28 protein-coding genes, 2 tRNA genes, 1 rRNA gene and 1 other RNA gene are annotated in these 26,484 nt (G+C 65.6%); 18 read left to right on the top strand and 14 right to left on the bottom strand.

The features are described 5' to 3' along the window. A 16S ribosomal RNA gene (locus tag C8263_RS17290) occupies positions 1-122 on the bottom strand; the annotation flags it as partial. A 326-nt stretch (positions 123-448) separates the two neighbouring features. Here C8263_RS17290 and menC point away from each other — a divergent pair. From menC to C8263_RS17275, 3 genes are read left to right on the top strand one after another with little or no spacing between them, the layout of a single operon-like run. Beyond that, on the top strand, positions 449-1,558 hold the full coding sequence (gene menC, locus C8263_RS17285) for an o-succinylbenzoate synthase (protein ID WP_107139378.1): 1,110 nt from the start codon (positions 449-451) through the stop codon (positions 1,556-1,558). Beyond that, positions 1,558-2,361, top strand: coding sequence for an acyl-CoA acyltransferase (locus C8263_RS17280; RefSeq protein ID WP_107139377.1), 804 nt, complete (start codon positions 1,558-1,560; stop codon positions 2,359-2,361). The genes menC and C8263_RS17280 overlap by 1 nt, the downstream gene beginning before the upstream one ends. Positions 2,362-2,406: 45 nt before the next feature. Then, a complete protein-coding gene (locus C8263_RS17275; RefSeq protein WP_107139376.1) occupies positions 2,407-2,946 on the top strand; it encodes a single-stranded DNA-binding protein in 540 nt (179 codons plus the stop codon). A gap of 102 nt (positions 2,947-3,048) precedes the next feature. On the opposite strand, the gene C8263_RS17270 is transcribed toward C8263_RS17275, so the two are convergent. Further along, positions 3,049-3,480, bottom strand: coding sequence for a dUTP diphosphatase (locus C8263_RS17270; protein WP_107139375.1), 432 nt, complete (start codon positions 3,478-3,480; stop codon positions 3,049-3,051). A gap of 530 nt (positions 3,481-4,010) precedes the next feature. Then, a complete protein-coding gene (locus tag C8263_RS17265; protein WP_233218889.1) occupies positions 4,011-4,658 on the bottom strand; it encodes a metallophosphoesterase family protein in 648 nt (215 codons plus the stop codon). Between the two features lie 587 nt (positions 4,659-5,245). Between C8263_RS17265 and rocF the strand changes: the two genes are divergently transcribed. From rocF to C8263_RS17255, 3 genes are all read left to right on the top strand, one after another. Further along, positions 5,246-6,145 (top strand): arginase, encoded by a 900-nt coding sequence (gene rocF, locus C8263_RS17260; RefSeq protein WP_107139374.1) that lies wholly within the window; start codon positions 5,246-5,248, stop codon positions 6,143-6,145. Positions 6,146-6,216: 71 nt separating this feature from the next. Next, complete coding sequence (locus C8263_RS19515) at positions 6,217-6,387, top strand: hypothetical protein (RefSeq protein WP_199188441.1); 171 nt, start codon at positions 6,217-6,219, stop codon at positions 6,385-6,387. Positions 6,388-6,480: 93 nt separating this feature from the next. Next, complete coding sequence (locus C8263_RS17255; RefSeq protein ID WP_107139373.1) at positions 6,481-7,101, top strand: 1-acyl-sn-glycerol-3-phosphate acyltransferase; 621 nt, start codon at positions 6,481-6,483, stop codon at positions 7,099-7,101. Between the two features lie 68 nt (positions 7,102-7,169). On the opposite strand, the gene nrdR is transcribed toward C8263_RS17255, so the two are convergent. The 5 genes from nrdR to dnaB form a co-directional block, all read right to left on the bottom strand. Then, positions 7,170-7,616: a transcriptional regulator NrdR gene (gene nrdR / locus C8263_RS17250; RefSeq protein ID WP_107139372.1), complete on the bottom strand. Its 447-nt coding sequence runs from the start codon at positions 7,614-7,616 to the stop codon at positions 7,170-7,172. Positions 7,617-7,620: 4 nt separating this feature from the next. Beyond that, positions 7,621-8,334: an SDR family NAD(P)-dependent oxidoreductase gene (locus tag C8263_RS17245; RefSeq protein ID WP_107139380.1), complete on the bottom strand. Its 714-nt coding sequence runs from the start codon at positions 8,332-8,334 to the stop codon at positions 7,621-7,623. Positions 8,335-8,540: 206 nt separating this feature from the next. Continuing rightward, positions 8,541-8,747 carry a hypothetical protein gene (locus C8263_RS17240; RefSeq protein WP_107139371.1) on the bottom strand — a complete coding sequence of 69 codons (207 nt, stop codon included), beginning with the start codon at positions 8,745-8,747 and terminating at the stop codon, positions 8,541-8,543. A 73-nt stretch (positions 8,748-8,820) separates the two neighbouring features. Next, complete coding sequence (locus tag C8263_RS17235; protein ID WP_107139370.1) at positions 8,821-9,489, bottom strand: NUDIX domain-containing protein; 669 nt, start codon at positions 9,487-9,489, stop codon at positions 8,821-8,823. Continuing rightward, a complete protein-coding gene (dnaB, locus tag C8263_RS17230) occupies positions 9,489-10,835 on the bottom strand; it encodes a replicative DNA helicase (RefSeq protein WP_107139369.1) in 1,347 nt (448 codons plus the stop codon). Before dnaB ends, C8263_RS17235 begins: the two co-directional genes overlap by 1 nt. A gap of 424 nt (positions 10,836-11,259) precedes the next feature. Here dnaB and C8263_RS17225 point away from each other — a divergent pair, with 424 nt between their 5' ends. The 4 genes from C8263_RS17225 (at position 11,260) to C8263_RS17210 (ending at position 14,075) form a co-directional block, all read left to right on the top strand. Then, positions 11,260-11,658, top strand: a complete 399-nt coding sequence (locus tag C8263_RS17225) for a type II secretion system protein (RefSeq protein WP_107139368.1) — start codon at positions 11,260-11,262, stop codon at positions 11,656-11,658. A gap of 67 nt (positions 11,659-11,725) precedes the next feature. After that, positions 11,726-12,166 (top strand): prepilin-type N-terminal cleavage/methylation domain-containing protein, encoded by a 441-nt coding sequence (locus C8263_RS17220; protein ID WP_107139367.1) that lies wholly within the window; start codon positions 11,726-11,728, stop codon positions 12,164-12,166. Beyond that, on the top strand, positions 12,163-13,530 hold the full coding sequence (locus C8263_RS19865) for an O-antigen ligase family protein (protein ID WP_107139366.1): 1,368 nt from the start codon (positions 12,163-12,165) through the stop codon (positions 13,528-13,530). Before C8263_RS17220 ends, C8263_RS19865 begins: the two co-directional genes overlap by 4 nt. Further along, positions 13,527-14,075, top strand: coding sequence for a DUF1802 family protein (locus C8263_RS17210; protein ID WP_107139365.1), 549 nt, complete (start codon positions 13,527-13,529; stop codon positions 14,073-14,075). The genes C8263_RS19865 and C8263_RS17210 overlap by 4 nt, the downstream gene beginning before the upstream one ends. A 51-nt stretch (positions 14,076-14,126) precedes the next feature. Here the strand turns inward: C8263_RS17210 and C8263_RS17205 are convergent, their stop codons facing one another. Continuing rightward, on the bottom strand, positions 14,127-14,588 hold the full coding sequence (locus C8263_RS17205; RefSeq protein ID WP_107139364.1) for a hypothetical protein: 462 nt from the start codon (positions 14,586-14,588) through the stop codon (positions 14,127-14,129). A gap of 195 nt (positions 14,589-14,783) precedes the next feature. Between C8263_RS17205 and C8263_RS17200 the strand changes: the two genes are divergently transcribed. The 3 genes from C8263_RS17200 (at position 14,784) to C8263_RS17190 (ending at position 20,864) form a co-directional block, all read left to right on the top strand. Further along, positions 14,784-15,539 carry a class I SAM-dependent DNA methyltransferase gene (locus C8263_RS17200; RefSeq protein WP_107139363.1) on the top strand — a complete coding sequence of 252 codons (756 nt, stop codon included), beginning with the start codon at positions 14,784-14,786 and terminating at the stop codon, positions 15,537-15,539. Next, positions 15,536-16,498, top strand: coding sequence for an NAD(P)H-dependent glycerol-3-phosphate dehydrogenase (locus C8263_RS17195; RefSeq protein ID WP_107139362.1), 963 nt, complete (start codon positions 15,536-15,538; stop codon positions 16,496-16,498). Before C8263_RS17200 ends, C8263_RS17195 begins: the two co-directional genes overlap by 4 nt. Before the next feature lie 247 nt (positions 16,499-16,745). Then, positions 16,746-20,864 carry a ribonucleotide reductase barrel domain-containing protein gene (locus C8263_RS17190; RefSeq protein ID WP_107139361.1) on the top strand — a complete coding sequence of 1,373 codons (4,119 nt, stop codon included), beginning with the start codon at positions 16,746-16,748 and terminating at the stop codon, positions 20,862-20,864. 10 nt (positions 20,865-20,874) lie between these two features. On the opposite strand, the gene C8263_RS17185 is transcribed toward C8263_RS17190, so the two are convergent. Next, a complete protein-coding gene (locus C8263_RS17185) occupies positions 20,875-21,753 on the bottom strand; it encodes a diacylglycerol/lipid kinase family protein (protein WP_269845151.1) in 879 nt (292 codons plus the stop codon). 110 nt (positions 21,754-21,863) lie between these two features. Here C8263_RS17185 and C8263_RS17180 point away from each other — a divergent pair, with 110 nt between their 5' ends. Continuing rightward, complete coding sequence (locus C8263_RS17180; protein WP_199188440.1) at positions 21,864-22,223, top strand: hypothetical protein; 360 nt, start codon at positions 21,864-21,866, stop codon at positions 22,221-22,223. A gap of 65 nt (positions 22,224-22,288) precedes the next feature. On the opposite strand, the gene C8263_RS19855 is transcribed toward C8263_RS17180, so the two are convergent. The 3 genes from C8263_RS19855 to C8263_RS19085 form a co-directional block, all read right to left on the bottom strand. After that, a complete protein-coding gene (locus C8263_RS19855; RefSeq protein WP_269845150.1) occupies positions 22,289-22,420 on the bottom strand; it encodes a hypothetical protein in 132 nt (43 codons plus the stop codon). Between the two features lie 71 nt (positions 22,421-22,491). After that, positions 22,492-22,941 carry a hypothetical protein gene (locus C8263_RS17175; RefSeq protein ID WP_107139359.1) on the bottom strand — a complete coding sequence of 150 codons (450 nt, stop codon included), beginning with the start codon at positions 22,939-22,941 and terminating at the stop codon, positions 22,492-22,494. Positions 22,942-23,042: 101 nt separating this feature from the next. Next, positions 23,043-23,405, bottom strand: a complete 363-nt coding sequence (locus C8263_RS19085) for a hypothetical protein (protein ID WP_146160754.1) — start codon at positions 23,403-23,405, stop codon at positions 23,043-23,045. A gap of 412 nt (positions 23,406-23,817) precedes the next feature. Between C8263_RS19085 and C8263_RS17165 the strand changes: the two genes are divergently transcribed. From C8263_RS17165 to C8263_RS17150, 4 genes are all read left to right on the top strand, one after another. After that, positions 23,818-24,756: a diacylglycerol/lipid kinase family protein gene (locus C8263_RS17165; protein ID WP_107139357.1), complete on the top strand. Its 939-nt coding sequence runs from the start codon at positions 23,818-23,820 to the stop codon at positions 24,754-24,756. A gap of 185 nt (positions 24,757-24,941) precedes the next feature. Continuing rightward, positions 24,942-25,622: a PHP-associated domain-containing protein gene (locus C8263_RS17160; protein WP_199188442.1), complete on the top strand. Its 681-nt coding sequence runs from the start codon at positions 24,942-24,944 to the stop codon at positions 25,620-25,622. A gap of 102 nt (positions 25,623-25,724) precedes the next feature. Continuing rightward, positions 25,725-26,072: a transfer-messenger RNA gene (gene ssrA, locus C8263_RS17155) on the top strand. 63 nt (positions 26,073-26,135) lie between these two features. Next, positions 26,136-26,219 (top strand) — tRNA-Leu (locus C8263_RS17150). Between the two features lie 146 nt (positions 26,220-26,365). Here C8263_RS17150 and C8263_RS17145 read toward each other — a convergent pair. Beyond that, positions 26,366-26,441, bottom strand: a tRNA-Gly gene (locus tag C8263_RS17145). Positions 26,442-26,484: the final 43 nt, after the last annotated feature.

The following is a 26,484-nucleotide window of genomic DNA, read 5'->3' as shown; positions in this document are numbered from 1 at the left end:
TGGGGTAGGTCAGTTACGCGTTACTCACCCGTGCGCCACTAGCTCCGAAGAGCCCGTTCGACTTGCATGTCTTAAGCACGCCGCCAGCGTTCACCCTGAGCCAGGATCAAACTCTCCAAAAAATGGTTATCACTGACCGAAGTCAATTGATACAGTCTGATGCCTCGCTTGCGCTTGGCTTGCCCTCTCGGGCTTCTTTTCGCAGTCCGCGAGCGGACTGCTCTTCGTGAATCTGGAGACATCCGGGGGGATGTCTGCTCACACGATCCTGTCGGATCGCCCTGTACGCTCTTCTTCTGCCTTGTCATGCACCTCGCCTCGCTTGAGGCTCAGAAAAGATACAGGCCCCTGGACCTTCTGTCAACCCCTGGCCCCTGCGGTTCTGTTGAGACAAAACCGGACGCGTGCTGCACAGGCTTTGCCCGGCGGCAGGCGAGCATACTGGGGCATGTTCAGAATTGAGGCGGCAGAACTGTGGGTGGTGCGCTTGCCCCTGAAGTTCCGGTTCGAGACCAGTTTCGGGGTTCAGACTGAGAAACTGGTGCCCCTGCTGGCGCTGCGCGGCGAGGGCATAGAGGGCGTGGCCGAGGGCACCATGGAGTTTGCGCCCATGTACCGCGAGGAAACGGTGGCCGGCGCCCTGCACCTGCTGCGCGAGGTCTTTTTGCCACGGGTGCTGGGACGCACCTTCGCCAACCCCGAGGCCGTCAATGACGCCCTGGGGGCCTTCCGGGGCAACCGCATGGCGCGCGCCATGGTGGAGATGGCCGCCTGGGACCTGTGGGCCCGCACGCTGAACGTGCCGCTGGGCACGCTGCTGGGGGGTCGCAAGACCAGTGTGGAGGTGGGCGTAAGCCTGGGGATTCAGCCGGACGAGGCCGCCACCGTGGCCGTGGTACGCCGCCACGTCGAGCAGGGCTACCGCCGCATCAAGCTGAAGATTAAACCCGGCTGGGATGTACAGCCAGTGCGGGCGGTGCGGGAGGCGTTTTCCGACATCCGCCTGACGGTAGATGCCAACAGCGCCTATACCCTGGCCGACACGGGGCGCCTGCGGGCCCTGGACGCCTTTGACCTGACCTATATCGAACAGCCGCTGGCCTGGGACGATCTGGTGGATCACGCCGAGTTGCAGCGCCGCCTGCGCACGCCCCTGTGCCTGGACGAGAGCGTGGCGAGTGCCCAGGACGCCCGCAAGGCCCTGGCACTGGGCGCTGGCGGGGTGGTCAATATCAAGGTGGCCCGGGTGGGCGGCCACGCCGAGGCGCGGCGGGTGCATGACGTGGCGCAGGCGTTCGGCGCCCCGGTGTGGTGCGGCGGCATGCTGGAAAGTGGCGTGGGGCGCGCGCACAATATTCACCTTTCTACCCTGCCGAACTTCGCGCTGCCCGGCGACACCAGCAGCGCCAGCCGCTACTGGGAGACCGATGTGATTCACGAACCGTTGGAGGCGCAGGGGGGCCTGATGCCCGTTCCCAGCGGGCCCGGCACCGGCGTGACCCTGAACCGCGACTTTCTGGCCCGCGTGGCCGAACTGCACGAGGAGCGGCGCCCCTGATGGTCACGGCGCCGCCCGGCTTCGTCATTCAGGAGGTGACAGACCCCTGGGCCTTTCGCGCCCTGGAAGAGGTGCAGGTGGCGGCCTGGGGCTATACCGACCGCGAGGTGACGCCGGGCACCCTTTTTCGCATCAGCGCCGTGAGTGGCGGGGTGGTGCTTGGGGCCTACCCCGAAGGCCAGCCCCAGCGGCCGGTGGGCCTGGCCTTTGGTTTTCCGGCGCTGCGGGGGGGCGAGGTGTGGCACCACTCGCACCTGCTGGCCCTGGACCCGGCCTGCCGGGGCAGCGGCCTGGCACTGACGCTCAAATATGCCCAGCGTGAACGGGTGCTGGGCCAGGGCCTGGAGCGCATGACCTGGACCTTTGATCCTCTGGTGGCGCGCAACGCCCGGCTGAACCTGGGCAAGCTGGGCGCGCGGGCCCGCACCTATCTGCCTGACTGGTACGCCCTGGACGCTGACCGCGACCGCGCCTTTCCCGCCGACCGTCTGCTGGTGGAATGGGACCTGACCCGGCCCCAGCCTCCCCGGCCCGCGCCACCACCCCAGGGAGCGCGGCTGCTGGAAGCGCAGGGCGAGGCGCCCGGGCCGCTTCGCCCTGGGGCAGGCGCGCCCGTGTGCTTGGCCGAAGTGCCCCTGCACGCCGAGACCCTCTCCCCTGCCCTGCGCCGGGCGTGGCGGCTGGCGCTGCGCGAAGCCCTGGGCACGGCCCTGGCCAGCGGCTACGAGGTCACCGATCTGGCCCGTGACGGCGAACGCGCTTTCTACGTGCTCACCCCCGCCCAGCCGCCAGCCTCTTGCTAGCCAGAACGCCCTTTCTATGTTATGTTATTTACATAAGGAGGCAGGATGCTGCATATTGAATTCACCACCGACCTGGGTGCCCGGGTGACCGTTGATGTGGAGACGGCCGACAAACTGCTGGATGTTCAGCGCCAGTATGGCCGCCTGGGCTGGACCAGCGGCGACATTCCTACCGGGGGCTATCAGTTTCCGCTGGACAATGAGCCGGATTTCGACTGGACCCTGATTGGCGCGCGCAAGTGGACCAGCCCCGAGGGCGAGGACCTGATCATCCATAAGGGCCATGCCTACCGCCGCCGCGAACTGGAAGCGGTGGACAGCCGCAAGATGAAGCTGCCGGCCGCCGTCAAGTACTCACGCGGCGCCAAGAGCACCGACCCCGAGCATGTGCGCGAGAAATCGGACGGCGAGTTTGAATACGTGACGCTGGCCATCTTCCGGGGCGGCAAGCGCCAGGAGCGCTACGCCGTGCCCGGCGGCCGCGCCCAGGGCCAGCCGGCCCCCCAGGGCCCCCGCCCGGCCGCGCCGCGCCCCACGCCTCCGGCCGCCCGCCCTGCCCGCACCGAGGAAGAAACGCCGTTCTGAACCGGCCCCTGTAATCCCCGGGAGGTCACCGCCCACCGCGTCAGGCTGCCTGACGCGGTGGGCGACTTCTTGAGTGGGCCCAGGCACACCCGGCGCAACTCTTCAGCCTTTCTGCCGGGCCAGCACGCCGCGCACATTGGCCGGTTGCCAGCCCGGCGGCTTGAGCAGCTTGCCATCGGCGCGGCGGGGGCCCGAGAGTTTGGCCATGTTGGCGCGGTGCACCTCGGCAAACACTGCGTCGGCATCGATGCCCAGGCGGTCCAGGGCGCCGTAGGTGACATACAGCAGGTCCGCCAGTTCGTGGGCCAGCAGGGCCAGGTCGCTGGGGGCCAGCGCCTCGCCGGCCTGCAGGCGGGCGTCCAGGGCCGCCCACTCGCCTTCAACTTCAGCCGCTTCCTCGGCAATCAGGGTGCGCCGCAGCGCCAGCAGGGCGCGGGAGGGCACCACCGGCTGCGTGGGCGCCGCCTCACCCAGGGCCAGATGAAATTCACGCAGGCGCGCGGCGTTCGTGGGGGCGCAGGGCAGGTCAGACACGCCCGCATCCTAGAGGCTGCAGAAAGAAGCCGGCGCCCAGGGCAGGACTGGGGCGCCGGAAGGAACAGCGATTTAAGGTGGGGCGGGTGGAGGGACTTGAACCCCCGCGGTGGCCGTGGCCCGCTCGCGCGCCCGTTGGTGAAGAGGTGGGCGTCTCCCTCTTGGTCTCCGCCCCCGCAGGAGGGGGCAGCCTCACCAGACCGACGCCAGTATGGGCCGGGGGGTTGGCGGGTGCATGTGCCGCTTCTACAGCAGACCTTAAGCGAAATGGCGCAGGCGGGAGGACAGGGGCCACCCCTTGGCCACCCCTTCTCATCAGGTTGGCAGCGCCCCAGTCAGGCCTCTGCGCTCACCCTCTTTCCTCTGCGCACGTCATACGGCTGCCGGGTGGTCCGGTGACCCATGGGAGAAGAGCTGCTGTGTCAACTTCACGTTCGGAGGCGCACCCTTCTCCTGCCAGCTTTGTGCGCCGCTGTGCCTGTCCGCTTGACCCTGAACCGCTGCCGCACCGAGCAGGACCGGCGGCCGTCTCAGACCTCCACCACCCGGTACCCGTAAGCATTGAGCACCCGCGCGCCGCTGGCCGGGTCGGTGTATTCCAGCTTGCGGCCCTCGTACTCGTGGATGTGGCCGTGCACCACCACCGCCGGGCGCCGCCGCACCATGAACGCGGCAATGGCCCCGCAACCCCGGTGGGCATAATCGGCTCCGGCGTGCGGCCCGGTGGGCGGGGCGTGGGTCAGCAACACGTCCACGCCCCGGCGGCTCTGCCAGGCCAGGCGGCCCAGTCCCCAGCGCGCCTGCGCGGCGCTGTACTGCCCCTCGCCGTCCTTGCGGTAGCGCGGCACCCCGCCCCAGCCGGCCACCCGCAGCCCCGCTTCCTCCACCACTCGGCCATGGGCGTCAATCACGCCGCGCGGGGCCACGCGGCCCTCGCCCTCGCTCACCAGTTCATTGGCGTGGTTGCCATGCACGTAAATCACCGGCACGGTGAGTTTGGTGGCCAGGAATTCCAGGTAGTAGCCGGGCAGGTCGCCCGCGGCCAGCACCGCGTCCACCGCCGGCACCCCCTGCGGAAAGGCGTCGCGGTACACGAAGGGATGCACCTGATCGGCCAGCAGCATCAGCCGCTTGCCCAGCCGGGGCGCGGGGGTCGGAGGCAGGGCGGCGTGGGTCATGACAGCAGGGGGGCCCGGTGGCCCGGCACAGCACAGAAACTGAGCGCCCAGTCTACCCCCTGCAGGCAGCGGTGGCGTGCCCCGGCCGCGCCAAGGGGGCCCATGTCTGCCTTTCCTGGCCCCCGCCTGGACCTGCCGCTGCCGAACCGAACTCTGGTCAAGGGGCGCCTGTAGGGCGCGCCCTTTTCTCTGCCCCTGGCTCTGCCGGATGGTGAACACGCAGTGCAGTTGGCCGCCGAGTGGCCCGGCGATCCCCTGCCCCTGGCGGTACGTGGCGTGTCAACCGTGACCGCCCTGACCGCCGTGGGTCACCCGGCCAGTGCCCGGGCGCTGGAGAAACTGGACTTCACCGTCACGGGCCCGAGCCTTGACCCCGAGGACGGGCCGCTGCACGGGTGGGCGCTGACCCTGTGGTCAGCCCGGCGGGCCAGGCGTGACGCCAGGCAGAGCGGCAGGCCAGCAAGGCTCCGGCTGGAGAGGCATGAATATTCAGCTGCCGCGCTGCCCCGGGCGTGTCAGCGCCGCTGGAAGGGCCATAAACTTGCACGCGCAAGGCATAGCGCCGGGCAGCGCTTAGGCTGGGCAGCATGAACGTGGCACTTCTGGGCATTCCAATGGATCTGGGCGCGGGGCGGCGCGGCGTGGACATGGGGCCCTCGGCCCTGCGCAACGCCCACCTCGCGCGGGCGCTGCGGGCGCTGGGGCATACCGTGACGGACCTGGGCGACGTGGGGGTGGCCCTGCCCGAGTCGGTGGACAAGCTGACCGAGGGCGGGCTGGTGTTCCTGACCCCCATCCAGGAGGCCTGCCGCGCCGCTGCCGAGCGCGTGGCGGCCCTGGCACCGGACGTGTTTCCGCTGACCATGGGCGGCGACCACAGCGTGAGCATGGGCACCGTCACCGGCAACGCCCTGCGCCTGGCCCCCGGTGGCGGGCGCCTGGGCCTGATCTGGGTGGACGCCCACACCGATTACAACACCCCCGACAGCAGCCCCAGCGGCAACATTCACGGCATGCCGGTGGCGCACCTGACGGGCCGGGGCGACACGCGCCTGACCGGCCTGGGCGGCGGGTGGCACATGCGCCCCGAGGACATCGTGATGATTGGCATTCGCAGCGTGGACACCCACGAACGCGAACTGCTGCGCGAGGCCGGTATCAAGGCGTACACCATGAAAGACGTGGACCAGCTGGGCATCACCCGGATCCACGAGGAAACCCTGGAGCGCCTGAGCGGCGTGCAGGGCCTGCACGTGTCCTTTGATGCCGACGCACTGGACCCGGCCGTGTGCCCCGGGGTGGGCACCCCCGTGCCCGGCGGCCTGACCTACCGCGAGGGCCACCTGCTGATGGAACTGCTCTCGGAATCCGGGCGCGTGACCAGCATGGACATCGTGGAGGTGAACCCCATACTGGACACCCACAACCAGACCGCCGAGGCCATGGTGGGTATGGCTGCCAGCCTGCTGGGCCAGCGCATTCTGTAAGGGTCCGGGCACAGGGGCGGGACGCCTGGCCTGCCCGGAAGCCGGTACGCTGCTTCCATGAGGTCTTTGCGATGAACGCGCCCGCGTGGCGAGTGTGGCTGGTCACAGCCCTGGTGATTGGCTGGGCCCTGCTGACCTTCCGCTTCGTGCAGACAGGTCAGTGGCCCATGGCGCTGCTGTGCCTGCTGCTGCTGATCAGCAACGCGGTGACCCTCTGGCGCCTGACCCGGCACGGACGGTAGATCGGCCGCCGGCCAGCAAGGCCGGGCCGCGCCCTCTGAACCGCGTCCCACCCCGGAGCGCCAGGGCGCGCGCCTTGCCTATACTTCGGGGCCATGTCTCCTCTGTGGCCCGGACGGCAACCCACATTCGGTTCACGCCTCGCGGTGTGGGCCCTGCGCCTGATGGGCTGGGAAGCGGTGCTGGCCCCCCCGCCCGGTCTCAAATGTGTGGGCGCGGTGGCGCCGCACACCCACAACGCAGACTTCTGGCCCGGCATCTTCTGGACCTGGGCCACCCGCGCCCCCGCGCGTTTTGTGGCCAAGCGGGAGCTGTTCTTCTTTCCGGTAGGTGTGTTCATGCGGGCGGCGGGCGGCCTGGCCCTGGACCGGCGCCGCGCGGGCGGCAACTTTGTGGACGCGGTGGTGGGCATCATCGAGCGCGAGGACGAGATCATGCTGGCCATTGCCCCCGAGGGCACCCGCAGCCGGGGCGACTACTGGAAGACGGGGTTTTATTACATGGCGCTCGAAGCCCAGGTGCCCATTGCGGTCACGGTGCTGGACTGGGGCCGCCGCCGCGTGGGGATCGTGGGGTACGTGACCCCCACCGGCAACCTGGAAGCCGATTTCGCCCAGATTCGCGTTCACCTGCAAGGCGTGCGCGGCCACACGCCTGCCAACGAAACCCCGGCCTTTCCCCGTCCGGCCTCGGCTGGGGGGCCCAGCCGCACGTAGGTGCAGCGCCTCCAGCCTGGTCCAGGAGGTGGGCATGGGGAGCGCCAAACCCGGGCGTTTCCCCCCACCTACCCCTCGTCTTTCAGGCCCCGGATCTCTTCGATGAAGCGCTCCAGCGAATCGAAGTCGCGGTACACGCTGGCAAAGCGAATATAGGCCACGTCGTCCAGCGGACGCAGAAAGGTCATGGCGCGGCGGCCAATTTCCTCACTGCGAATCTCGGCGGCCTGCACGTCGTCCTCAAAGCCGTAGGCAAAGGCGCGCAGGGCGTCACCGTCCACCGGGCGCTTCTCGCTGGCCAGGGTCAGGCCGCGCAGCAGTTTGTCGGGGTTAAAGGCTTCCCGGGGGCCGCTGCGCTTGACCACCATCAGCGGCTCCAACTGTGCGCGTTCGTAGGTGGTAAAGCGCCGCGCACAGTTCAGGCACTCGCGGCGGCGGCGAATACTGGCGCCGTCGTCACTGGGGCGCGAATTGACCACCTTGCTTTCGGGGGCCGAGCAGTAAGGGCACCTCATGGCCCTACCGGCCTTCCGGGCGCACGCGGGGAATCTCTGGCAGCGGGATTTCCAGCACGTTGCCGCGCAGGTGGCTCAATTCCGGGCTGGCCAGCGCCAGCACGGCGGCGGCCAGCGGCCGGTCCAGGGGCTCCTCGCCGCTGCTGGCGCGTGCAGGCAGCAGCAGGTTCAGGCGCAGCTCCTCGGCGTGGGCGTGCGCCACCAGTCCGCGAATGGCCCCCCGCTGCGGGTGGACCTGCAACCCCCGCTCGTCCAGATGCGGGCCGATGATCGTGAGCCACGTCTCTGGCAGGCGGCGGCGCAGAATCTGCGCTATAGCCACACTGCTTTTCACGTTGCAGTTAAACAGGTCCATCCACTCGTTCTCACCCAGCATGGTGAACTCGGTGTGCGCGCGCTTGTCGGCGGTGTGCACAATGCCGTGCAGCGCGCCGTAGATGTCCAGAATCCGGGTCTGGGCGCTCAGCCAGTCCAGCGGCACACCCACATCGGCCTTGATGGGAATGGCGTGGCCGCCCGCGTGTTCCAGCTGACTGGCGGCCACCGCCAGCGTCTCGCTGTTGTTGCCAATGAGCACCACACTGGCCCCGGCGTGGGCCAGCGCCGCACTGGCCACGCGCCCGTAGCCCTGGTCGGCCCCGGTGACCGCAATCACCTGCCCCGCCAGCGGCGCGGGCGCGGCGGAGCGGGACACCATGGGGGTGGAAAACGAAGTCATGGCCTTCAGCATAGCGGAGCCGCGCTGCTGGGCCAGCGCCGGGGGCGGGTGGCCCCTGGCTTAAGGACGTTGCCCCTCATGGTGCGACTGTTCAGGAGAGCACCACACAGTCTCCACGCCCGGTGCAAGGTCCTTTTTCCGAGACTCGCTCTGCGGCGCAGCTGTTCCAGCCCGCTCGCTTGATCTAAAGATCAACAGCGAGCGACTTAGCCTGCGCGCGGCAGAAGCCGCAGGGCAGCCGGCGGCGGATCACTGGCGCGGTGCCCGGCCCCGCAAGGATGACACCAGTACGCCTGATCCCCATCGCGCAGATCGTGCAGGGTCATGCCCTGCCCACAACGCGGACAGACGTGCTCGTAGCCGCGTCCGCTGGCCGGCAGCGGATCGGCCTCATGGCGTAACAGACGCTTCATATTCTGATACTAGCAGATTATGGATGCAACAGAAAGGCGCGGAGGCCAAGGCACCCGCGCCCTCCAGGGCGTCCTACAAATCCGGTTCGCCGTTCAGTTCGGCTTCGGGGGGCGGCGTGCCCGGCGAGGGCTCTCCCACCCGGCGCCGCTTGCGCAGCATGGCCGGCTCCTTGTCCAGGTTGAACACAAAGTGGCGCGGCCGGCGTTCGCGCAGCCAGGTTTCCAGGGCCACAAGGCGCGGCCGGAAGCGAATAAATTCGCGCAGTTGCCGGATGGGCACGAAGCGGGCCTCCTGCACGTCGCGGTCCGGGTCACGCGGCTCCAGCTTGCCGCCCACTTCACGCCCCGTGTAGAAGAACTGCAGGTGGTGGCCCCAGGTCACAGCCTGAAATTCCACGATAAAGGCAAGGTCGCGCAGCTCGACGACCAGGCCGGTTTCCTCGAAGGTTTCACGCCGGGCGCCGTCCTGCACCAGTTCGCCGGCTTCCAGGCCGCCCTTGGGCAGTGACCAGCGGCCCCGTTCACGCACCAGCAGAATCTCGTCGCCGCGCAGCACGATGCAGCCCACGCCAATTCGGGGCTCGGCCAGCGGGCGCTTCTGGCCGCGCTTGCTGGGGGCGGCGGGCACCGGCGTGGCGGTGGTGGTCGTGACCTGGCCGGGCCGGGCCTGCTGGGGCGCACCCCGGCGCCGGCGCCGGCGCCGCTGCCCCGCGCCCCCTGCCTTGTTCTGTTCGTCCGGCATCACACGCCCTCCGGGGCCAGATCGTTGAAGCGCACGTGGGCGCTGTGGAACTGCAGCCGCACCGTGCCGACCGGGCCGTTACGCTGCTTGCCGATGATGATCTCGGCAATGCCCTGCTGGTCCGTTTCCTTGTTGTAGTACTCGTCGCGGTAGATGAACATCACGATGTCGGCGTCCTGCTCAATGGCGCCCGACTCGCGCAGGTCCGAGAGCATGGGGCGGTGGTTGGGCCGCTGCTCCACGGCGCGCGAGAGCTGCGAGAGCACAATCACCGGCACCTCCATTTCACGCGCCAGCCCCTTGAGGCCGCGCGAGATGGTGCTGATTTCCTGCTGGCGGTTGTCGCTGCCGCCTGAACTCTTGCCGCCCGACATCAGCTGCAGGTAGTCAATCACCACCAGCCCCAGCTGGCCATGCTGCGCGGCAATGCGCCGCAGCTTGCTGCGCAGGTTGTTCAGGGTCAGATCGGGCTCGTCGTCAATGATCATGGGTGCGTCGGCCAGGCGGCCAGCGGCGTGGGCCAGCCGCTCGAAATCGCGCTCGTTGAGCTGCCCGGAGCGGATGCGGTTCATATCCACCCGCGCCTCGCTGCACAGCATGCGCAGGGCCAGTTGCACGGCCGGCATTTCCAGACTGAACACGGCCACAGTCTTCTCGCCGCGCAGCGCCACGTTCTGGGCGATGGAGAGAGCGAAGGCAGTTTTCCCCATGCTAGGGCGCGCCGCCAGCACATTCAGGCTGCCCTTCTGCAGGCCCGAAATCTGCTCGTCCAAATCCCGGAAGCCACTGCTCACGCCGTCGGGAATGCCCTTGTTCTGGTGCAGCAGGGTGATGTACTCGAAAGTTTCGGTCACCACCTCGTTCATGGCCTGATAGGCTTCGCCCTTCTTCTTCTGCTCGGCCACCTCGAAAATCATCTTCTCGGCGCGGTCCAGCAGGTCTTCCAGGGGCAGTTGCGCCTCATAGGCCAGTTGCATCGCCTTGCCGGACGCACTGATCAGTGCGCGCAGGGTATGTTTCTCCTGCACGATGCGCGCGTAGTGCTCGGCGTAGGCAGCGGTGGGCACCTGATCGGACAGGCCAATCAGGTAGGTCAGGCCGCCCACCTCGTCCAGCTGCCCCTTCACCCGCAGATCTTCGCTGAGGGTCACGAGGTCCACCGGCTCACCCCGCTCCTGCAGGGTACGCATGGCCGTGAAGATCTTGCGGTGCGACTCCCGGTAAAACATCTCGGGCGTAACCGTGTCGCCCAGCTGCCCCAGGGTGTCGTTGTCCAGCAAAATGCTGCCCAGCACGCTGATTTCAGCGTCGTTGCTGTGCGGCGGAACGCGCGGCGTGAGTTCCAAAAGCCTCTCCTCTGGCCCACGCGCGCCGCCGGTCCGGGGCGCTTGCCCCTGAGACCTGCGCACGTGTCCATGTTCTTGATGAAATCGGGGGCGGCCTGAGCAGCGCGCCCATTCGCCGGGGAGCAGGGCCACCCGGCTGAACTGCCCGCCAGCATATCACCCGCATGCGGGGGGCCCAAGTCTTACAAAGCCTGATCAACGGGATGAAAGCGAAATCTCCGCGTAGAGAGGCTTTTTTTTCGCTTGACGCTTCAAGGTCGAAACGTTTATTGGCTTGCATTCTGGTAAGACTCCTGTGAGAACTGGCTGCCTACACTGGTCGCTAAGCCAGGACGGGAGACACCCGACACCGGCCATCTGCCATACGCAGGCGGGGCCCGGCCCATCTATCCCTTAACCGGCCCGCCGCACCCAGGAGAGCACCATGAAGAACACGACCCAAGGCTTCACCCTGATCGAGCTGCTGATCGTTATTGCTATCATCGGCATCCTGGCCGCCGTGCTGATCCCCAACCTGCTGGGCGCACAGAAACGCGCATATGATACGGCTGCGCAATCCTGTGCGAAGAGCCTTCAGACTGCTCAAGCTACTTATCAGATTGACAAGCAGCTCTACTTCTCTGCTTCGAAGGCCGAGGACGCTACCGCGGTCACCACAACGCCTGCCACTGGAATTGACGGTATTAGTGCTGGCTGCTCGCAGGCGAAGATTGTCATTGCTACTGTTGGAACGCCTGATGCTGCCTCGTACACAATGACGGTCCGCGACACTCGTGGCACCAAAACCTACACTGTTACCCCAAGCGCACTGACTGGTAGCTAATTTTCTGAATGTCGATCAAAAGAAAGCGGAGAGAGATCTCCGCTTTCTTGTTATAAGTTGGTGACATATGCAATACATGAAGTCTGGTTTTACATTAATAGAACTATTAATAGCTATAGCCATTATTGGCGTATTGGCGATTATTATGCTCCCAAACCTTATATCCTCACAAAAACGCTCTTACGATACTGGAGCAATAATGTGCGCGAAAAGTCTGCAAACCGCACAGGCAATATCATTTGTAGACGATAAAACATATTTAAATTTCTCGGGAGAGCCAGCTGCTGTTTTAGAATTGAAAGGAAATTTAGACCAATCTTGTCGTAATCAAAATATATACTTTAAAGATCGTTCCTCAACAAACAGTTTGAGTTATACATATACATTTGATATATGGGATAAAAGAGGCTCGGCTACTATAACCGTTACTCCCACCAATGTAACAACTAACTCTATAGGGGCAACACCATTTTCGTCTACGGGCGTAGGCGGGACAAATTTTCCATGACCGTCCAATCTTTTTCGCATCCTTCAACTCATCTTCTTGTTTTTGCGCTTGTGGCCCTACCACTTCTGATTAATCCAGTGGTTACCCTCTCATTCGACGACATTTATCTCCAACCGAAACTCTGGTGGGTATACGGAGTTGTTCTTCCAGCTGCTGTCACAGTAATATTTGGCCACGGCAGGTTACGCCATAGCACGGCTTCCTGGCTACTTTTGGCTCTAGCTAGCTGGCTGATATTTAGCGCGCTGGTTATCCATCGTGACCACTTCATGTGGTTGGGGACAGCCGATAGGGCAGATGGCGTGCTGATGCATCTCGTGTACATAGTTGTGGCTATATCAGGTATAACCTGGACAAAAGCCTGCGGAACAATTCCGGTCACTCTCAGCTTTTCCCGAGCTCTTGCTGCAGGTGCTTCTCTTCTAGCGCTCACTAACATTTTGCAGCAGTGGGGTTTCCTTGGGGTGCCCGGTGAAGGCGCCGTTCAAGGGGTGAGCGCGACTCTCTTTGGTGGAACCCTTGGCAACAGGGGTTACATGGCAGGTGCATTAGCCCTAGTGTTACCTCTAATTCTCTGGGCTTTATCAAGATGCTCGCCCGGACAGCAGAAGTGGTTAAGTGCGGCTGTCGTCCTGATCACATGGGCTTGGTTGGGTTGTTGGACAAGAGGCGCTTGGCTAGCAGGTGGAATAAGTTTGGTCTGGCTCCTCGTCTGGGACTCCCTCTCCCGGCAAAAGCTTGTGCTGCGTCCCTTGATCGTTGGCATGACCCTATTCGCCTTCACTGCGGCATTAGGCCCCACGGAGGGGCGGAATCTTTCTATCTCCGGCGAAGGTGACACCCAAGCTTTGGGGGACAGCAGTGGTCGAAGTCTCCTCTGGATCTCAGCTATAGGAGGCATTTCCCAGAAGCCTTTGACTGGATGGGGGCCACCTGCCCTCTGGCGTTTCATGGCTACACAACCAAGTCAGGTCTTAATGGCCAGCAATGGACTTGTAAATGTCCAAGTTATTAAACGTCTACAGCAAACGCCGGAGCAGCCTCCAGGCTTCTTGATTCGACATACAGATGGGAGAAAGGAGCTCCTCTACCTCTCTATTAATAAGGTCCACAACGAATATTTAGACTATGCCCTAACATTTGGCGTACCAGCTAGTGTATTGTTCCTGACTGTGCTTATTATGGGGATACTTCAGGCAAAATCGGATGTTACGGGCATCTCGGCTGGTTTACTAGCTTACGCATGTTATCTTTTCACATGGCCTGAAATTATTCGATTTGCTCCTTTGGCTTGGTTATGTATGGGAATTGCTCTCGCTTCGGGAACAAGAGCCAAATGGGTGAAGATTAGAGCTCAAGGATGAATATCTCCTCTCTCAAAGAATGGGACACCCAGACCCAGCTCCTCACTCAGGGCCGCCTCTCCCTCCTCATCCGGAAGGGCGGGATTATGGAGACGCACGATGGGTTCGAGGTGGAACACCGCTCCTTCCTCCTCTACCCCACCTTCCTGCACCAGAACGCGGCCGAGTTGCAACCGCACTGCCAGCCGCTCCTGCGGAATGACCCTCAGCCTGGAACCATCCATCTGCCAGCGCTGGCTGAGGTGGTGGCCGTCCATAAGATCGAGTTGCTGGAGACGGCACTCCGGCTGGAGCCCCTGCAGGCCCTGACGGCGGCGGCCATTGAGCGGCGCTTTCATTACCGCAACCGCCCCTGGGTCCACGCCCTGCTGCTGCGCGTTCGGCCCTTGACCCCACCGCTCGCCCTGCCTGAAACTCCCGAGATGCTGGGGTGTGTCAGCTGGGTGCCCCTGGGCGAGATTACAGTCACTGCCGGCAAACCGGTGGTTTCCGAACAGGAACTGAGCGCCCGGCAGGCCCACCTGGAAGCGTTGATTCAGCAGTAAAAGCAATAAAGAAGGGGAGGCCGATCAAGCCTCCCTTTCTCTCTTCTGTCCTTACAGCGCGTTCAGGTCGTAATTGTTGAGCAGCGTGGTCTGCACGTTGCCGTTTGGATTCACCAGATTCCAGCCCGCCTTCGTGCCGCCCACAAACTGGTTGTCGCGCTGGGCATACACCAGCCGCTTGCCGTTGTCGGCGCTGAGCACCGCGTCGCCCGTGTCATAGCGGTTGTTGCTGTTGGCATCTCGGAACACAATGACTCGGTAGGTGCCATAGGGCAGATTGGTGGGCAGATCCAGCGCGAAGCCCCCGGTCAGGAACTTGTCAATCACCTGGCTCTGGGTGCCGTCGGCGGTGTACTGGCCATTGTTGAAACCCACGATGGCCAGGCCCAGATTCTGGTTGGCGTTGAAGCCGCGCAGCTGGCCGGTCACGTCCTTCTTGACTGGGTTGCCCGCCAGCGTGCAGGCACTGAGGGTGAGGGAACCGAGGGCGGCAGCGATCAGCAGATGCTTCATGGGGGGTCCTCCGGAAGTTGGGTGAGCTTGACCTGTTTACCGTAGGTGAGGACAGCCCCCGGGCACCAGCCGCCTTCCCTTGCCGCTCGCCTCACGGGCCCTTCACCCCTGAACACCGGGCGCAGCCCGGGCAAGGCACGCCGCCCCACTGGGGGCAGGGAAACCCTGGCCGGGGCGGGGCTTATACTTCCATTCATGCAGCAGCCGCCCTTTACCGCGTTGGCCGCCGTGTACGACGCCATCATGGCGGATGTGGAGTACGACCACTGGGCCGACTTCGTGCTGACCTACGCCCGGGACGGTGGCCTGCCCCGCACAGGGCGCGCCCTGGACCTGGCCTGCGGCACCGGCGGCTTTACCCATGAACTGCAAAAGGCGGGCTGGACCGTCACGGGCCTGGACGGCAGCGCCGACATGCTGACCGAGGCCCGGCGCCGCCTGCCAGACCTGACCTTTGTGCAGGGCGACCTGCGCACCTTCGACCTGGCCCAGCGCTTCGACCTGGTGACCTGTGTCTTTGACAGCCTGAACAACCTGCTCACCCCGGCCGACCTGGGTGCCGCCCTGGCCCGTGCCTGCACCCACCTGCGGCCCGGCGGCCTGCTGGCCTTTGATGTGAACACCCGCCTGGGGGTGCAGGACCTGTGGGACGGCGGCGCGATTGAAGGGCTGGCCCCCCTGCCCGGCGGCGGCGAGGTGCATTACCACTGGTCCCACCACTTTGATGCAGCCACAGCGCTGGGCGTGGTGCAGGCCCTGTGCCGGGTGGACGGCGAGGAATTTATCGAGGTTCATCAGGAGCGCGGCTACGATCCGGCCGATCTGGAGCCGCTGCTGGCCAGCGCTGGGTTCGCCCGCTGGGACATTGTGGAATACCCGGATTACGCGCCGCCCACCGCCGACACGCCCCGGGTGTGGGTCTTTGCCTGGGCGACTGGGGGCCGCCCATGAGCGCTCTGCCGGTGCTGGGGGCAGGCGGCTGGGGCACGGCTCTGGCGGTCAATGCCAGCCGCAACGGCCCAGTGACCCTGTGGGCCCGCCGCGCCGACTTTGCCGGGCGACTGCGGGCCGAGCGGGTCAATGCCGAGTACCTGCCCGGGGTCACTCTGCCCGGGCACCTGGAAGTCACGGCCCATCTGGGCGAGGCACTGGGCGACGCGGCTTTTGCCCTGGTGGTGGTGCCCAGTGTAGGGGTACCGGACCTGCTGGCGGCGCTGCCCCGCTCGCTGGGGGTTGTGCTGTGTGCCAAGGGACTGGCCCCGGATGGCAGTCAGCTGACCGTGCTGGCCCGGCAGCTGGGCTTCTCGCGCGTGGCGGTGCTCAGCGGACCCAACCATGCCGAGGAGGTGGGGCGTGGCTTGCCGGCGGCCACCGTGGTCGCCAGCCGCGACAGCGGCTTTGCCCGCATGGTCCAGGCGGCCCTGATGACCCCGGCCCTGCGGGTGTACACCAGCGAGGACGAAACGGGCGTGGAACTGGGTGGCGTACTGAAAAACGTCATGGCCGTGGCGGCCGGTCTGGCCGACGGCCTGAATCTGGGCGACAACGCCAAGGCGGCGATCATCACCCGGGGACTGCGCGAGATGGGCCGGTACCTGAAGGCCGAGGGTGCCCACGAGGACACCGTGTATGGCCTGAGCGGTCTGGGCGATCTGGTGGCCACCGCCACCAGCCGGCACAGCCGCAACCGCGCCGCCGGAGAGGCGATGGCGCGCGGCGAGCACCCGGGACAGGGCGGCAAGGTGGTGGAAGGCCTGCGCACCGCCGGCCTGCTGGACGCCTGGGCTACCGCCCACGGTCACGACCTGCCGATTGTTCGGGCAGTGGCCAGAGTGACGCAGGGCAAATGGACACCGCAGGAGGGCCTGGCTCAGCTGATGGAGCGAGAGGCCAAACCCGAGCGGCACTGAGATGCATAAGGGACTGGCGACTCAAGAACAGGCCGAAGACTTTTGACTGTCTGGAACACGGGAAAGGCGCAGTTGTGGGTGCCGTATCTTGGAGCACTCAACATGCAGGGCACAAGATGTAGTACCTTCGCTCTTGTTCTGCGTGTTACAGTTCACGCAGCAAAAACAAGTCGTTGCCCCCTGCATTCCGCTGAGTTTTCGGCGGCATGTCTCTGGGCTTGTCTCGAAATTGCCTGCAAGGAGCTCTATGACCATCCCCACTGCGCCCACCCTGACCAACTTCGACGAGAACGCCCATCACATCGCCAAGCGGCAGTATCTGCAGGCCGGCGACGGCGACCTGGGCGGGATGTTCCGCCGGATTGCCACCTGGGTGGCCGGCGCAGAGGCGCCCGAGGCGCGGGCCCACTGGGCCCAGCAGTACTTTGACCTGATGGCCGAGAAGAAGTTCTGCCCTGGCGGGCGGGTGCTGGCCGGAGCGGGTACCGCCCACGGCAACGTGCTCAACTGCTTTGTGCAGGGGGCCACCGAGCACGCGCCCAGTTCTTTTGAAGGCGTGATGGAAGTGGCCAGGAAGCTGGCCCTGGTGACCAAGGTGGGCGGCGGCAACGGCGTGAATCTGGATGTGTACACCCCGCGCGCCCAGGGCAGTCGCCCCGACGCTGGCGTGCGCGGCTGGGCCTACATGAGCGCCGCCCACGCGGACGTAACCGACTTTATTGAGGGCCTGATGCGCCCGCCCACCCAGCCCGACGGCGACAAGCAGCCGGTGGCCGTGCGCAACTGGACCCGCGTGGTCTACGGTCAGGTCATCCGGCCCGAGATAGTGGCGCTGGCCCGCGCCAACGGAGTGGCGGTGGTGGCCGCCCTGCCCGAAGGCGTGCAGACCGTGCCCGACGATATGGGCGGCATCATTGACGCCGCGCGCAAGGTGGCCGACGACGCCAAGCTGGGTCTGGAACCCCGCATTGACCTGAGCACCATGCGCCCGGAAGGCGCGCCCATCAGGGGCTCGGGCGGTACATCCAGCGGCCCGGTCAGTTTCCTGCTGGAAATCTTCGACAACTTCCTGGAGTGGGCCAACCGGGGCGCCGAGACCAGCGGGCCGGTCAACACCCTGCGCTTCGTGTATTCGCCCGTGCTGCGGGTGGTGAGGCAGGGAGGAACGAGACGTGGGGCGGGGATGGCCACCATCTCCATCGGCCACCCCGACGTGCTGGACTTCCTGACTGCCAAGGACCTGGACCGCGAGGCCGCCGAGGGGGACATCTCCACGTTCAACATCTCCATTCTGGTGAGCACGGCCTTCTGGGACACCCTGCAGCAGGGCGGCCTGTGGCCGGTGCAGGCGCAGGAAGTGCCGGGCAAGTATTACCTCGCGCCGCAGACCGGGGCCTTTAAAGGCGAGTGGCCCGAACTGCCCGTGCGCGCAGAGGACGACGCCCAGGGCGTGCCGGTCTACGCCCTGAAAAAAGGCCAGAGCGGCATTCCCGCGCGCTGGTTGTGGGACCAGATTGCCCAGCATGCCTGGAGCACGGGTGAGCCGGGGCTGATCTTCGTGGACCGCATCAACGAATATTCGGCGCTGAAGAACCTGGGCGAGCGCTACCAGATCCGCAGCACGAATCCCTGCGTGACCGCCGACACCTGGGTCAGCACCGCCATGGGTGCACGGCAGGTGAGCCAACTGATTGGCAAGGACTTCTGCGCTGTGGTCGACGGTCAGTCGTACAGCGCGCAGGGCGGCTTCTGGTTGACCGGGGTCAAACCCGTGCTCAGGGTCACCACGCGCCGTGGCTACGAACTGCGGCTGACCGACAACCACCAGCTGCTGAAAGTGGTGAGCCAGACACGCGACGTGCAGGACACCGCCTGGGTGGAAACAGGCACCCTCGTGCCTGGGGACCGCATCATGCTCAGTGACCACCGGGACGTGACCCCATGGGCGGGGGTGGGCAACCGCAGCGAGGGCTGGCTGCTGGGCAATCTGATTGGAGACGGCACCTTCCAGACCGACAAGGCCCGGCCCATGGCGGCCCTGGGGTTCTGGGGTGAGACCCGTCACGTCATGGCGGACGCCGCACAGGAACTGCTGGCCAAAATGGGTGCGGTCAAGAAGCTGTGGCGCAGCAACGACGAGGTCCGCGCGCGGGTGCGCCTCAGCAGCGAGGCCCTGGCCGAATTGGCCGCCCGGTACGGTGTGACCCCCGGCCACAAGACCTTGACCGACCAGATCGAACAAGGCGGCTATGAACTGTACCGCGGCGTGCTCCAGGGCCTTTTTGACGCAGACGGCAGCGTCCAGGGTGACCAGCGCAAGGGCGTGAGCGTTCGTCTGGCCCAGTCTGATCTGCCGCTCTTGAAGCGGGCCCAGCGCATGCTGGCACGCCTGGGCATCCTGAGCACCCTCTACCCCGAGCGGCGCCCCGAGGGCCTGAAGCTCCTTCCTGACGGGCAGGGCGGGCATGCCGAGTACGCCACGCGCGCCCAGCACGAGCTGGTGATCAGTGGCAGCAACCTGCGCACCTTCATGCAGGTCGTGAACTTCCGCGACGCACACAAGGCCGGGCGCCTGGCCCAAGCACTGAGCACCTACACACGTAACCTCAACCGCGAACGCTTCAGCGATGAAATCGTGAGCATTCAGCCCGATGGCGAGGAAGCGGTGTACGACGTAACCGTCCAGCAGGTGCATGCCTTTGACGCCAACGGCATCAAGGCACACAACTGCGGCGAGATCCCCCTCACGGTGGGCGAGCCCTGCGATCTGGGCGCCATCAACCTCGCGGCGTACGTGAAGGGCAGCGCCTTTGACTACGCCACCTTCCGTGCCGATGTCCGCACCTGCGTGCGCTTTCTGGACGACGTGCTGGACGTGAACGTGTTCGCCCTGGAAGACAACCGGGTGGCCAGTCAGGACCTGCGCCGCCTGGGCCTGGGCGTGATGGGCCTGGCCGACGCCCTGATCAAGCTGGGCCTGCGCTACGACAGCGAGGCGGGCCGCGACACCATTTACGACATCATGAGTGCCCTGCGCGAGGAAGCGGTGGCCGAGAGCGAGCGCCTGGGCCAGGAGCGCGGCATCTACCCCGTCTATACCCGTCACGAGGGCCAGATTCCCCACGCCCCCCGGCGCAACGTGGCGGTGCTGACCGTGGCCCCCACCGGCACCACCTCCATGCTGATGGGTGTGAGCAGCGGCATCGAGCCCATCTTCAGCCCCTTTATCTGGCGCAAGATCGGCAGCGAGTACCGCGCGCTGCTGGCCCCGCTGTTCGTGGAACTGCTTGAAACCTACCCCGCCCCCCAGGGCATGGGCAAGGACGGCAACGGCGCCGGGAACGAGACGCGCCCGGGATGGGACTGGGACAAGGTAACCGAGGCGGTCAGCGAGAACCACGGCTCGGTGGTGGGCCTGCCCTTTATCCCCGAAGCCCTGCAGCAGGTGTTCGTGTGCGCCCACGACATCAAACCCGCAGACCATGTGCGGATGCAGGGGGCCGTGCAGCGCGCCTTTGACGCCGAAGGCTACGCGGCCAACAGCCTGTCCAAGACCATCAACCTGCCCAACGAGGCCACAGTGCAGGACGTGCAGGACGCCTACAGCGAGGCGTACACCACCGGCTGCAAGGGCATCACGGTGTACCGCGACGGCTCACGGCAGTTTCAGGTGCTGTCTACCAGCAAGAAAAAGAAGGAGAGCACCGAGCAACCCGCCCAGGCCGCCGCCGAGGTGATGGGCGAGCAGGGCGAGACCCCAGCGCCCGCTGCCCCGGCCCTCGCGCTGCCTGCTGTCCCCGCCCCGGCCGCCAGGAGCGCCATGCCCAGCAAACCCCAGTACGAGCGCCCCACCCGCCTGAGCGGCATCACCGATATGGTCAAACTCACCGACCCCACCAGCGGGCACCGCCGGTCGTTCCTGGTCACGGTGAACCAGCTGAACGGCAAACCCGTGGAGGTCATGGTCATTTCCGGCCGCGCAGGCGACGAGGCCAACGCCGACAGCGAGGCGCTGGGCCGCGTGGTGTCCATTGCCCTGCAGCACGGTGTCCCTGCCCAGGCCATCATCAAGACTCTGCGTGGCATCAACGGCGGCCTGTACGGCAGCTACAACGGCCGCCTCGTGGGCAGCAAGGCCGACCTGATCGCCGTGGCCCTGGAAACCTTCCAGAAGGATATGGAGGGGGCGCAGTTGCCGCCCCTGGCCGGTGGCAGCACCGACGCCGTGGCCCCAAGCCCGGCGCCCGCCGGCGTCAGCGTGGACGGCATGGCCCGCGAACGCTGCCCGGTGTGCGAGGAAAAGGCCGTGATCCGCGAGGAAGGTTGCCTGAAGTGCCAGGCCTGCGGCTACAGCAAGTGCGGGTAGAGGCTGGCTTTCACCCAGCTTGATCCGGGGCGCGCAGCAGCCGCAGCGCCCCGGGGACCACCTCCACCTCCACCACTCCGCCGGGCACTGCGCTCCGGCGGAGTTCTGTGTCCAGGTGCCACACCTGCCCCTGGTCGGCAATCACGAAGCGGCGCCCGGGTGCCGAATGCACGCTGGGCAGCTGGTGAAAGGTGCCCCGGCGCAGGGCGTGGGCGTAGGTGAGCATGGGGGCCCGGCGCAGGCCGTCCACCCGCACCAGGTTCAGCAGGCCGTCATCCACCCGGGCGTGCGGCGCCAGGTGCAGGCCGTTGCCGGTGCTGGGGGTGTTCATGACCTCCAGCACGGCCACGGGCGGACTGGGCACCGGGCGGCCATCCACCGTTACGTGCAGGCCCAGCGGCTGGTGCATGGCAAAGGCTTCCAGGGCCGACCCCAGGGCGCGCACCGGGCTCTTGGCCAGATGGGGCCCGTAATCGTCCAGAATGTCCGCGAACAGGCCGCAGCCACAGGCTTCCAGAAAATAATCCTCGCCCCAGGACCCCCGGATGCGCCCCACATCGAAGGGGCTGGGCCGGGCCTGCCCGAAGCGCCGCGCGGCGGCCAGCGGGTCGCCCTGTACGTTCAGGGCGCGGGCCACGTTGTTGGCGGTGCCCATAGGCAACACCCCCAGCGTAACGTCCGGGCGCCCCAGCAGATGCAGCGCCCCGGCCCGCAGGGTGCCGTCGCCCCCGGCCAGAAAGATGGTGCCACTGGTCTGGGCGAGCAGCGGGCCCAGCAGCTCCGGGTGGGCAGTGACATGCAGGGTGACGGCAAACGCCGCGTCATGGAGCGCCTGACACAGGGCCCCCGGCGGCGCACGGTGGCTGCTGCCCGCACGCGGGTTGTAGATCAGGGTGGCGGGCCGCTGGGCGCTCAGACAGGGCCTCCTCTGGGCTGGGGCAGGAACACGGGCATGAAATCTCTGCCCCAGCCTACCGCGCCACCGGGGTACGCTGGGCCATGCCCCTGGATGAGTACCGTTCGCCCTCGCCTGCCCGGCTGCGCCTGTACCTGAGCTTGTGGCTCCTGCTGGTGCTCACGGCCGCCGTGGGCCGCCGCCGTCCTGGCGACCTGGGAACACGGCAAACGCTGCAGCGCAGCCCCTTCGCCCGGGTGATGTTCATGGACATTGGCGCGCTGTCTACCCTGGGCGCCCTGTTTCTGGCTCTGACCGGGCAGACCCGTGCGCGTGTACCCGGCGCCGTGGCCTCACTGTTCCTGGGCAGCTTTGCCCTGCTGCCCGCGCTGGCCTACGAGGACTGGGTGGCCCTGTCCAGGGAAGACCGCGTTCAGGGGCGCCACCCCGACAGCCTGAACTGAACCGGGGGTCTCGTGGGCTGCAACTCCAGCATGAAAAACCCCGGCGCTCTGGCCGGGGAGAGGGGTCAATCGTCGTCGCTCTGCTCAGTCACGGTGCCGTTATCGTCGTCGTCTGCCTCGCCACCGGGCGCACAGGCCGCCAGGGTCAGCACCGTCAGGCCGCTCAGCAGCCACCTCAGCCACAGGTTCCGCGTCATGCCTAGAGGGTACAGGCTGCGCGCGTCTGCGGGTGCTTTTGCTCAGGGATTGCTGAAGGTGCAGGAGCCGGTCAACCCCGAGGAAAGGCCAGAAGACAGGCGCGGCTCTGGCCCAGCAACAGGTGAAAATGTGGAGCCGCCTCTGGCGCCAAATGTCGCTGGAACAACACGATCTTCGGGTAGACGATCACCCACGCTGCCCCTGCCTGATTCAAATCCTTTGCCCGGCAGCCGTAGCTCAGAGTGGCAGAGTCGCTCAGGTCGTCCTCCGTCAGCTCAGCCAGTATTTTGCGGTACCCCAGACCCAGCAGGCTGACCCTTTTTGTTCGCGCATTCTCCGAAAGGAACGATCTGAATTTTTCCGTGTTGTCAAAGGTGCAGACCACGTAGCTCTCAGGGGATTCCCCCCGGCAGGCCACATTAGCCAGAGTCCCACCAAACTCTTCTTCTATCCACTGAGCCCGGAGCGGTGATGCGGCGCCGCAGGCCGAGAGAAGCAAGAGGAGGCTCCAGCGTTTCATATCCTCTTCAATTCCGTCGAGGAATACGGATAGGTGATCGAAAATGCCACATCACCGGCAAAGCCTGACTTCTCCAGCCGACTCAAAGGAACAGTCAGCAGTTATTCGGCTTTGTCTCCGGGCTGGCCAGGACAAAGATCAATGGCGTCATTCACGGTTATCTTCAGCACCAGTTTGATCTGCACACTCTTGTTCGTCAGAAATTTGAGGTGGGCCTCACCAGACACACTGCGCGTATCTTTGCCGAAGTCGCTGCCAGAGGTGAAGTTACCAGCCAGATTGCCTGCCGCACCATCTTCTTTGTTGTAGCGAAGCATCGAGACGTATTCTCGCAGCTCGTCAGCAGGAACCAGGCGCCGGATGTCGTAAACGCCACCCTTTCTGGGGAGCTCCCCGGATGAAAGCCCCGCAGCGATCCGGCTTGAGATCAAAAAGGCCACATTCTTGTTGGCCTCAGCCGTCACAAACGACTGGTAGATAGCAGGGTACCTCTCTTTCGTGATGGTGACGCGCTGGTCTTTCCCTCCCGCCAGCTACTGGCGCCAGAGGGCTTCCACCTCTCGGCCAAACTTCAGGCCCACGATGGTTCATCCGGCCTGCGCTTTCAGCAGGTCCAGGCGCATCGTACCGTTGCTCAATTCCTGCGGCGAGTACGGCTTGCAGAACTGCCCTTTCGGTGCAGCATTGACCGTTGAATAGGGATTGCTCTTGTCATTCCTGGGCGCCGCAAAGGTCTGCTGCGTGGGGCCCCTCCAGTGCAGAGCCCAGCTTACGGCACTCGCTGGCCCTGCCTCGCCTCAACTGACCATCTGAACTGCCGCCTTCTCCCACGGTTTGCTCAAGGCAAGCGCCGGACCGGCTGTCTACAGTGACGGTATGACCGCAGTCACCGGCGCACCCCCCACCCAGCCAGACCGGGGCCACGCGACCCTGATTTACAACACGAATGCTGGCGGCAGCGGCCACTGCACCCCCGAGGACCTGGTGGGCGTGCTGCACGGCCTTGGCTTCCGGCCCGTATGCCGCGCCACCAGCTCCGAGCATGAACTGAAAGAGGCGCTGGACAGCGCGCAAGGCCCTGTGTTTGTGGCGGGCGGCGACGGCACGGTGCGGGCCGTCGCGCTGGAACTGGCAGGGCGGGCCGGGGTGGTGCTGGGCATTGTCCCCATGGGCACGGCCAACAATGTGGCGCGCACGCTGGGCATTCAGGGCCAGCCGCTGGACATTCTGGCTTCGTACGCAGCCGCCCGGGTGCAACCCTTCGACCTGGGCCGGGTCACGGGCCCCTGGGGGCAGGACCTGTTTCTGGAAGCCTGCGGCTGCGGCGCCTTTGCAGATGTGCTGGCCGAATATGACCCTGAATCTGGCAAAAGCCCCCTGCGCGCCGTGCAGGCCCTGGCCACCGCCCTGACCAGTTTTGACCCGCCGCCCGTGAGTTTGACCGTGGACGGCCAGCCAACGCCCGAAACGGCCTTTGCCCTGCTGGAAGTGATGAACACGCGCGCCACGGGCCCCCGCCTGCGGCTGGCCACCCACGCCGATCCGGGCGACGGCCTGCTGGATGTGGTCCGCATTGACGCCGAGGGACGCGAGGGCCTGCTGGCTTACCTCGCCGCACTGGCCCGGGATGAGTTCGAGGCCCTGTCCAGCGTGGAAAGCAGCCGCGCGGCGGTGGTGGAGATTCCTTACAGTGGCCAGGCCTTTCATATTGACGCCGAGGTGCGGCCCCCCATGCCGGGCGTGACAGGCACCGTGCAGGTGGAGGCGTGGCCCGGGGCCCTGCAGGTGCTGGTACCCGAACAGGGAGAGGGCTGATGCCGCCCGGCCCACCTCTGCCGCCGCCCCACCCTGAATCCCCCCGGCAGGCGCCCCTGCGCCGCGCGTGGCCTGTGGCCGCAGTGCATGCCCTGCAAGACCGGCTGGGTGCTGCCCTGGGCTGGGCCCACCGGCCGGCTTCAAGCCTGCAGAACAACATCGTCTGGCGGCGGGGCGTGCAGGTGATGCGCGTGGACCTGCACAGCCACACCGAGGTGAGCCCGGACTGCAAAACGCCGCTGCGCGACATTCCCGGCTGGATGCTGCGCACGAACACCCGGGTGCTGGCCGTGACCGATCATGACCAGTACCGGGGTGGGCCAGCCCTGCAGGCCATCGTGCGCGACCTGGGCCTGGATGACCGCCTGAGCGTGATTGCCGGCGAGGAAATCACCACCCGCGAGGGCGAACTGATTGGGCTGTTTCTGCAAGAGCGCATTCCCCCGCAGCTCTCTCCAGAAGACACGGTGCAGGCCATCAAGGCCCAGGGGGGGCTGGTGCTGCTGCAACATGGCTTCGACCCCCTGAAACGCCACCGCCTGCGGCCCGAGGCCACCGCGCGCATTGCCGACCAGGTGGATATCGTGGAAGTGTTCAATTCCCGCCTCTCGCGCCACCATTGGAACCGCGTGGCTGAAGCCTGGGCCCACGAGCGTCACCTCCCTGTCTGCGCCGGCAGTGACGCCCACACGCTGCGGGACATCGGCGAAGCCTGGGTAGAAACGCCCTTTCGCACCGTACAGACCCCGGAGCAGTTGCTGGCCGCCTTACGTGAGGGCGTGGTGGCTGGCCGCTGGACCCACCCCGTATATGCCTTTGGCCAGAAGCAGTGGCGGAATTTCAACGGCCAGTTCCGGCGGCACTGATGAAAGCGGAAGTAAAGGCCAGCACAGCAGCAACGTGTGGCCGGTCAACTTTTCGTCAGCGAATGTTGCTACACTGTGTGGGCTGAAGGAATTCGGCGCGCTGGGGGTGACCCGGTTTCGACAGGGGAACTGCAGGCGATGTTGCGTGTCGAGGTGCCGTTGGCCTCGTAAAACTACGGCAAAGCCATTAACTGGCAACCAGAACTACGCTCTCGCTGCTTAAGTGAGACAGTGACCGCGAAGCCCGGCCTTTGGCGCCGCGCGAACTGAACCAAAAGAAGGCTAGCCCAGGCAACGCTCTGTAGCCAAAGGCGAAAGCAAGCAGAGATAAGGTCCGCGAAAACCCGCCCACTGGTGAGCGCGGCCCCGACAACCAAACAGTGGGATACACACGTAGACGCACGCTGAACGGACTCTTGGACGGCGGTTCGACTCCGCCCACCTCCACCACAGATCCCCGCCCTACCCGGCGGGGATTTCTCTATACTGTGCAGGCCCTAACAGGGCAGATGCGCCGGGATGGCGGAATGGTAGACGCAACCGACTTAAAATCGGTCGCCGCAAGGCGTGCGGGTTCAAGTCCCGTTCTCGGCACCAGAAGCAAAAGTCCACCTTCAGTTGAAGGTGGACTTTTGCTTTACCCCGCTTTGACCGTTCGCCAGTCAAGCAGGGCAGCAGAAACCTTGGAACCCCAGTTGGCACGAAGACAAAAAGCCCCCCCTTCGAAAGAAGGGGGGTAGAGATGGAGCGGGAGACGAGATTCGAACTCGCGACATCTACCTTGGCAAGGTAGTGCTCTACCAGCTGAGCTACTCCCGCAAGAAAAAACCCCCGCGCTGACCGACTTTTCCAGGATCCTGCG

Source organism: Deinococcus arcticus (assembly GCF_003028415.1).
Classification (GTDB): domain Bacteria; phylum Deinococcota; class Deinococci; order Deinococcales; family Deinococcaceae; genus Deinococcus; species Deinococcus arcticus.
The sequence above is the reverse complement of the archived record's forward strand: the minus strand, read 5'-3'. Positions and strand labels throughout refer to the sequence as shown.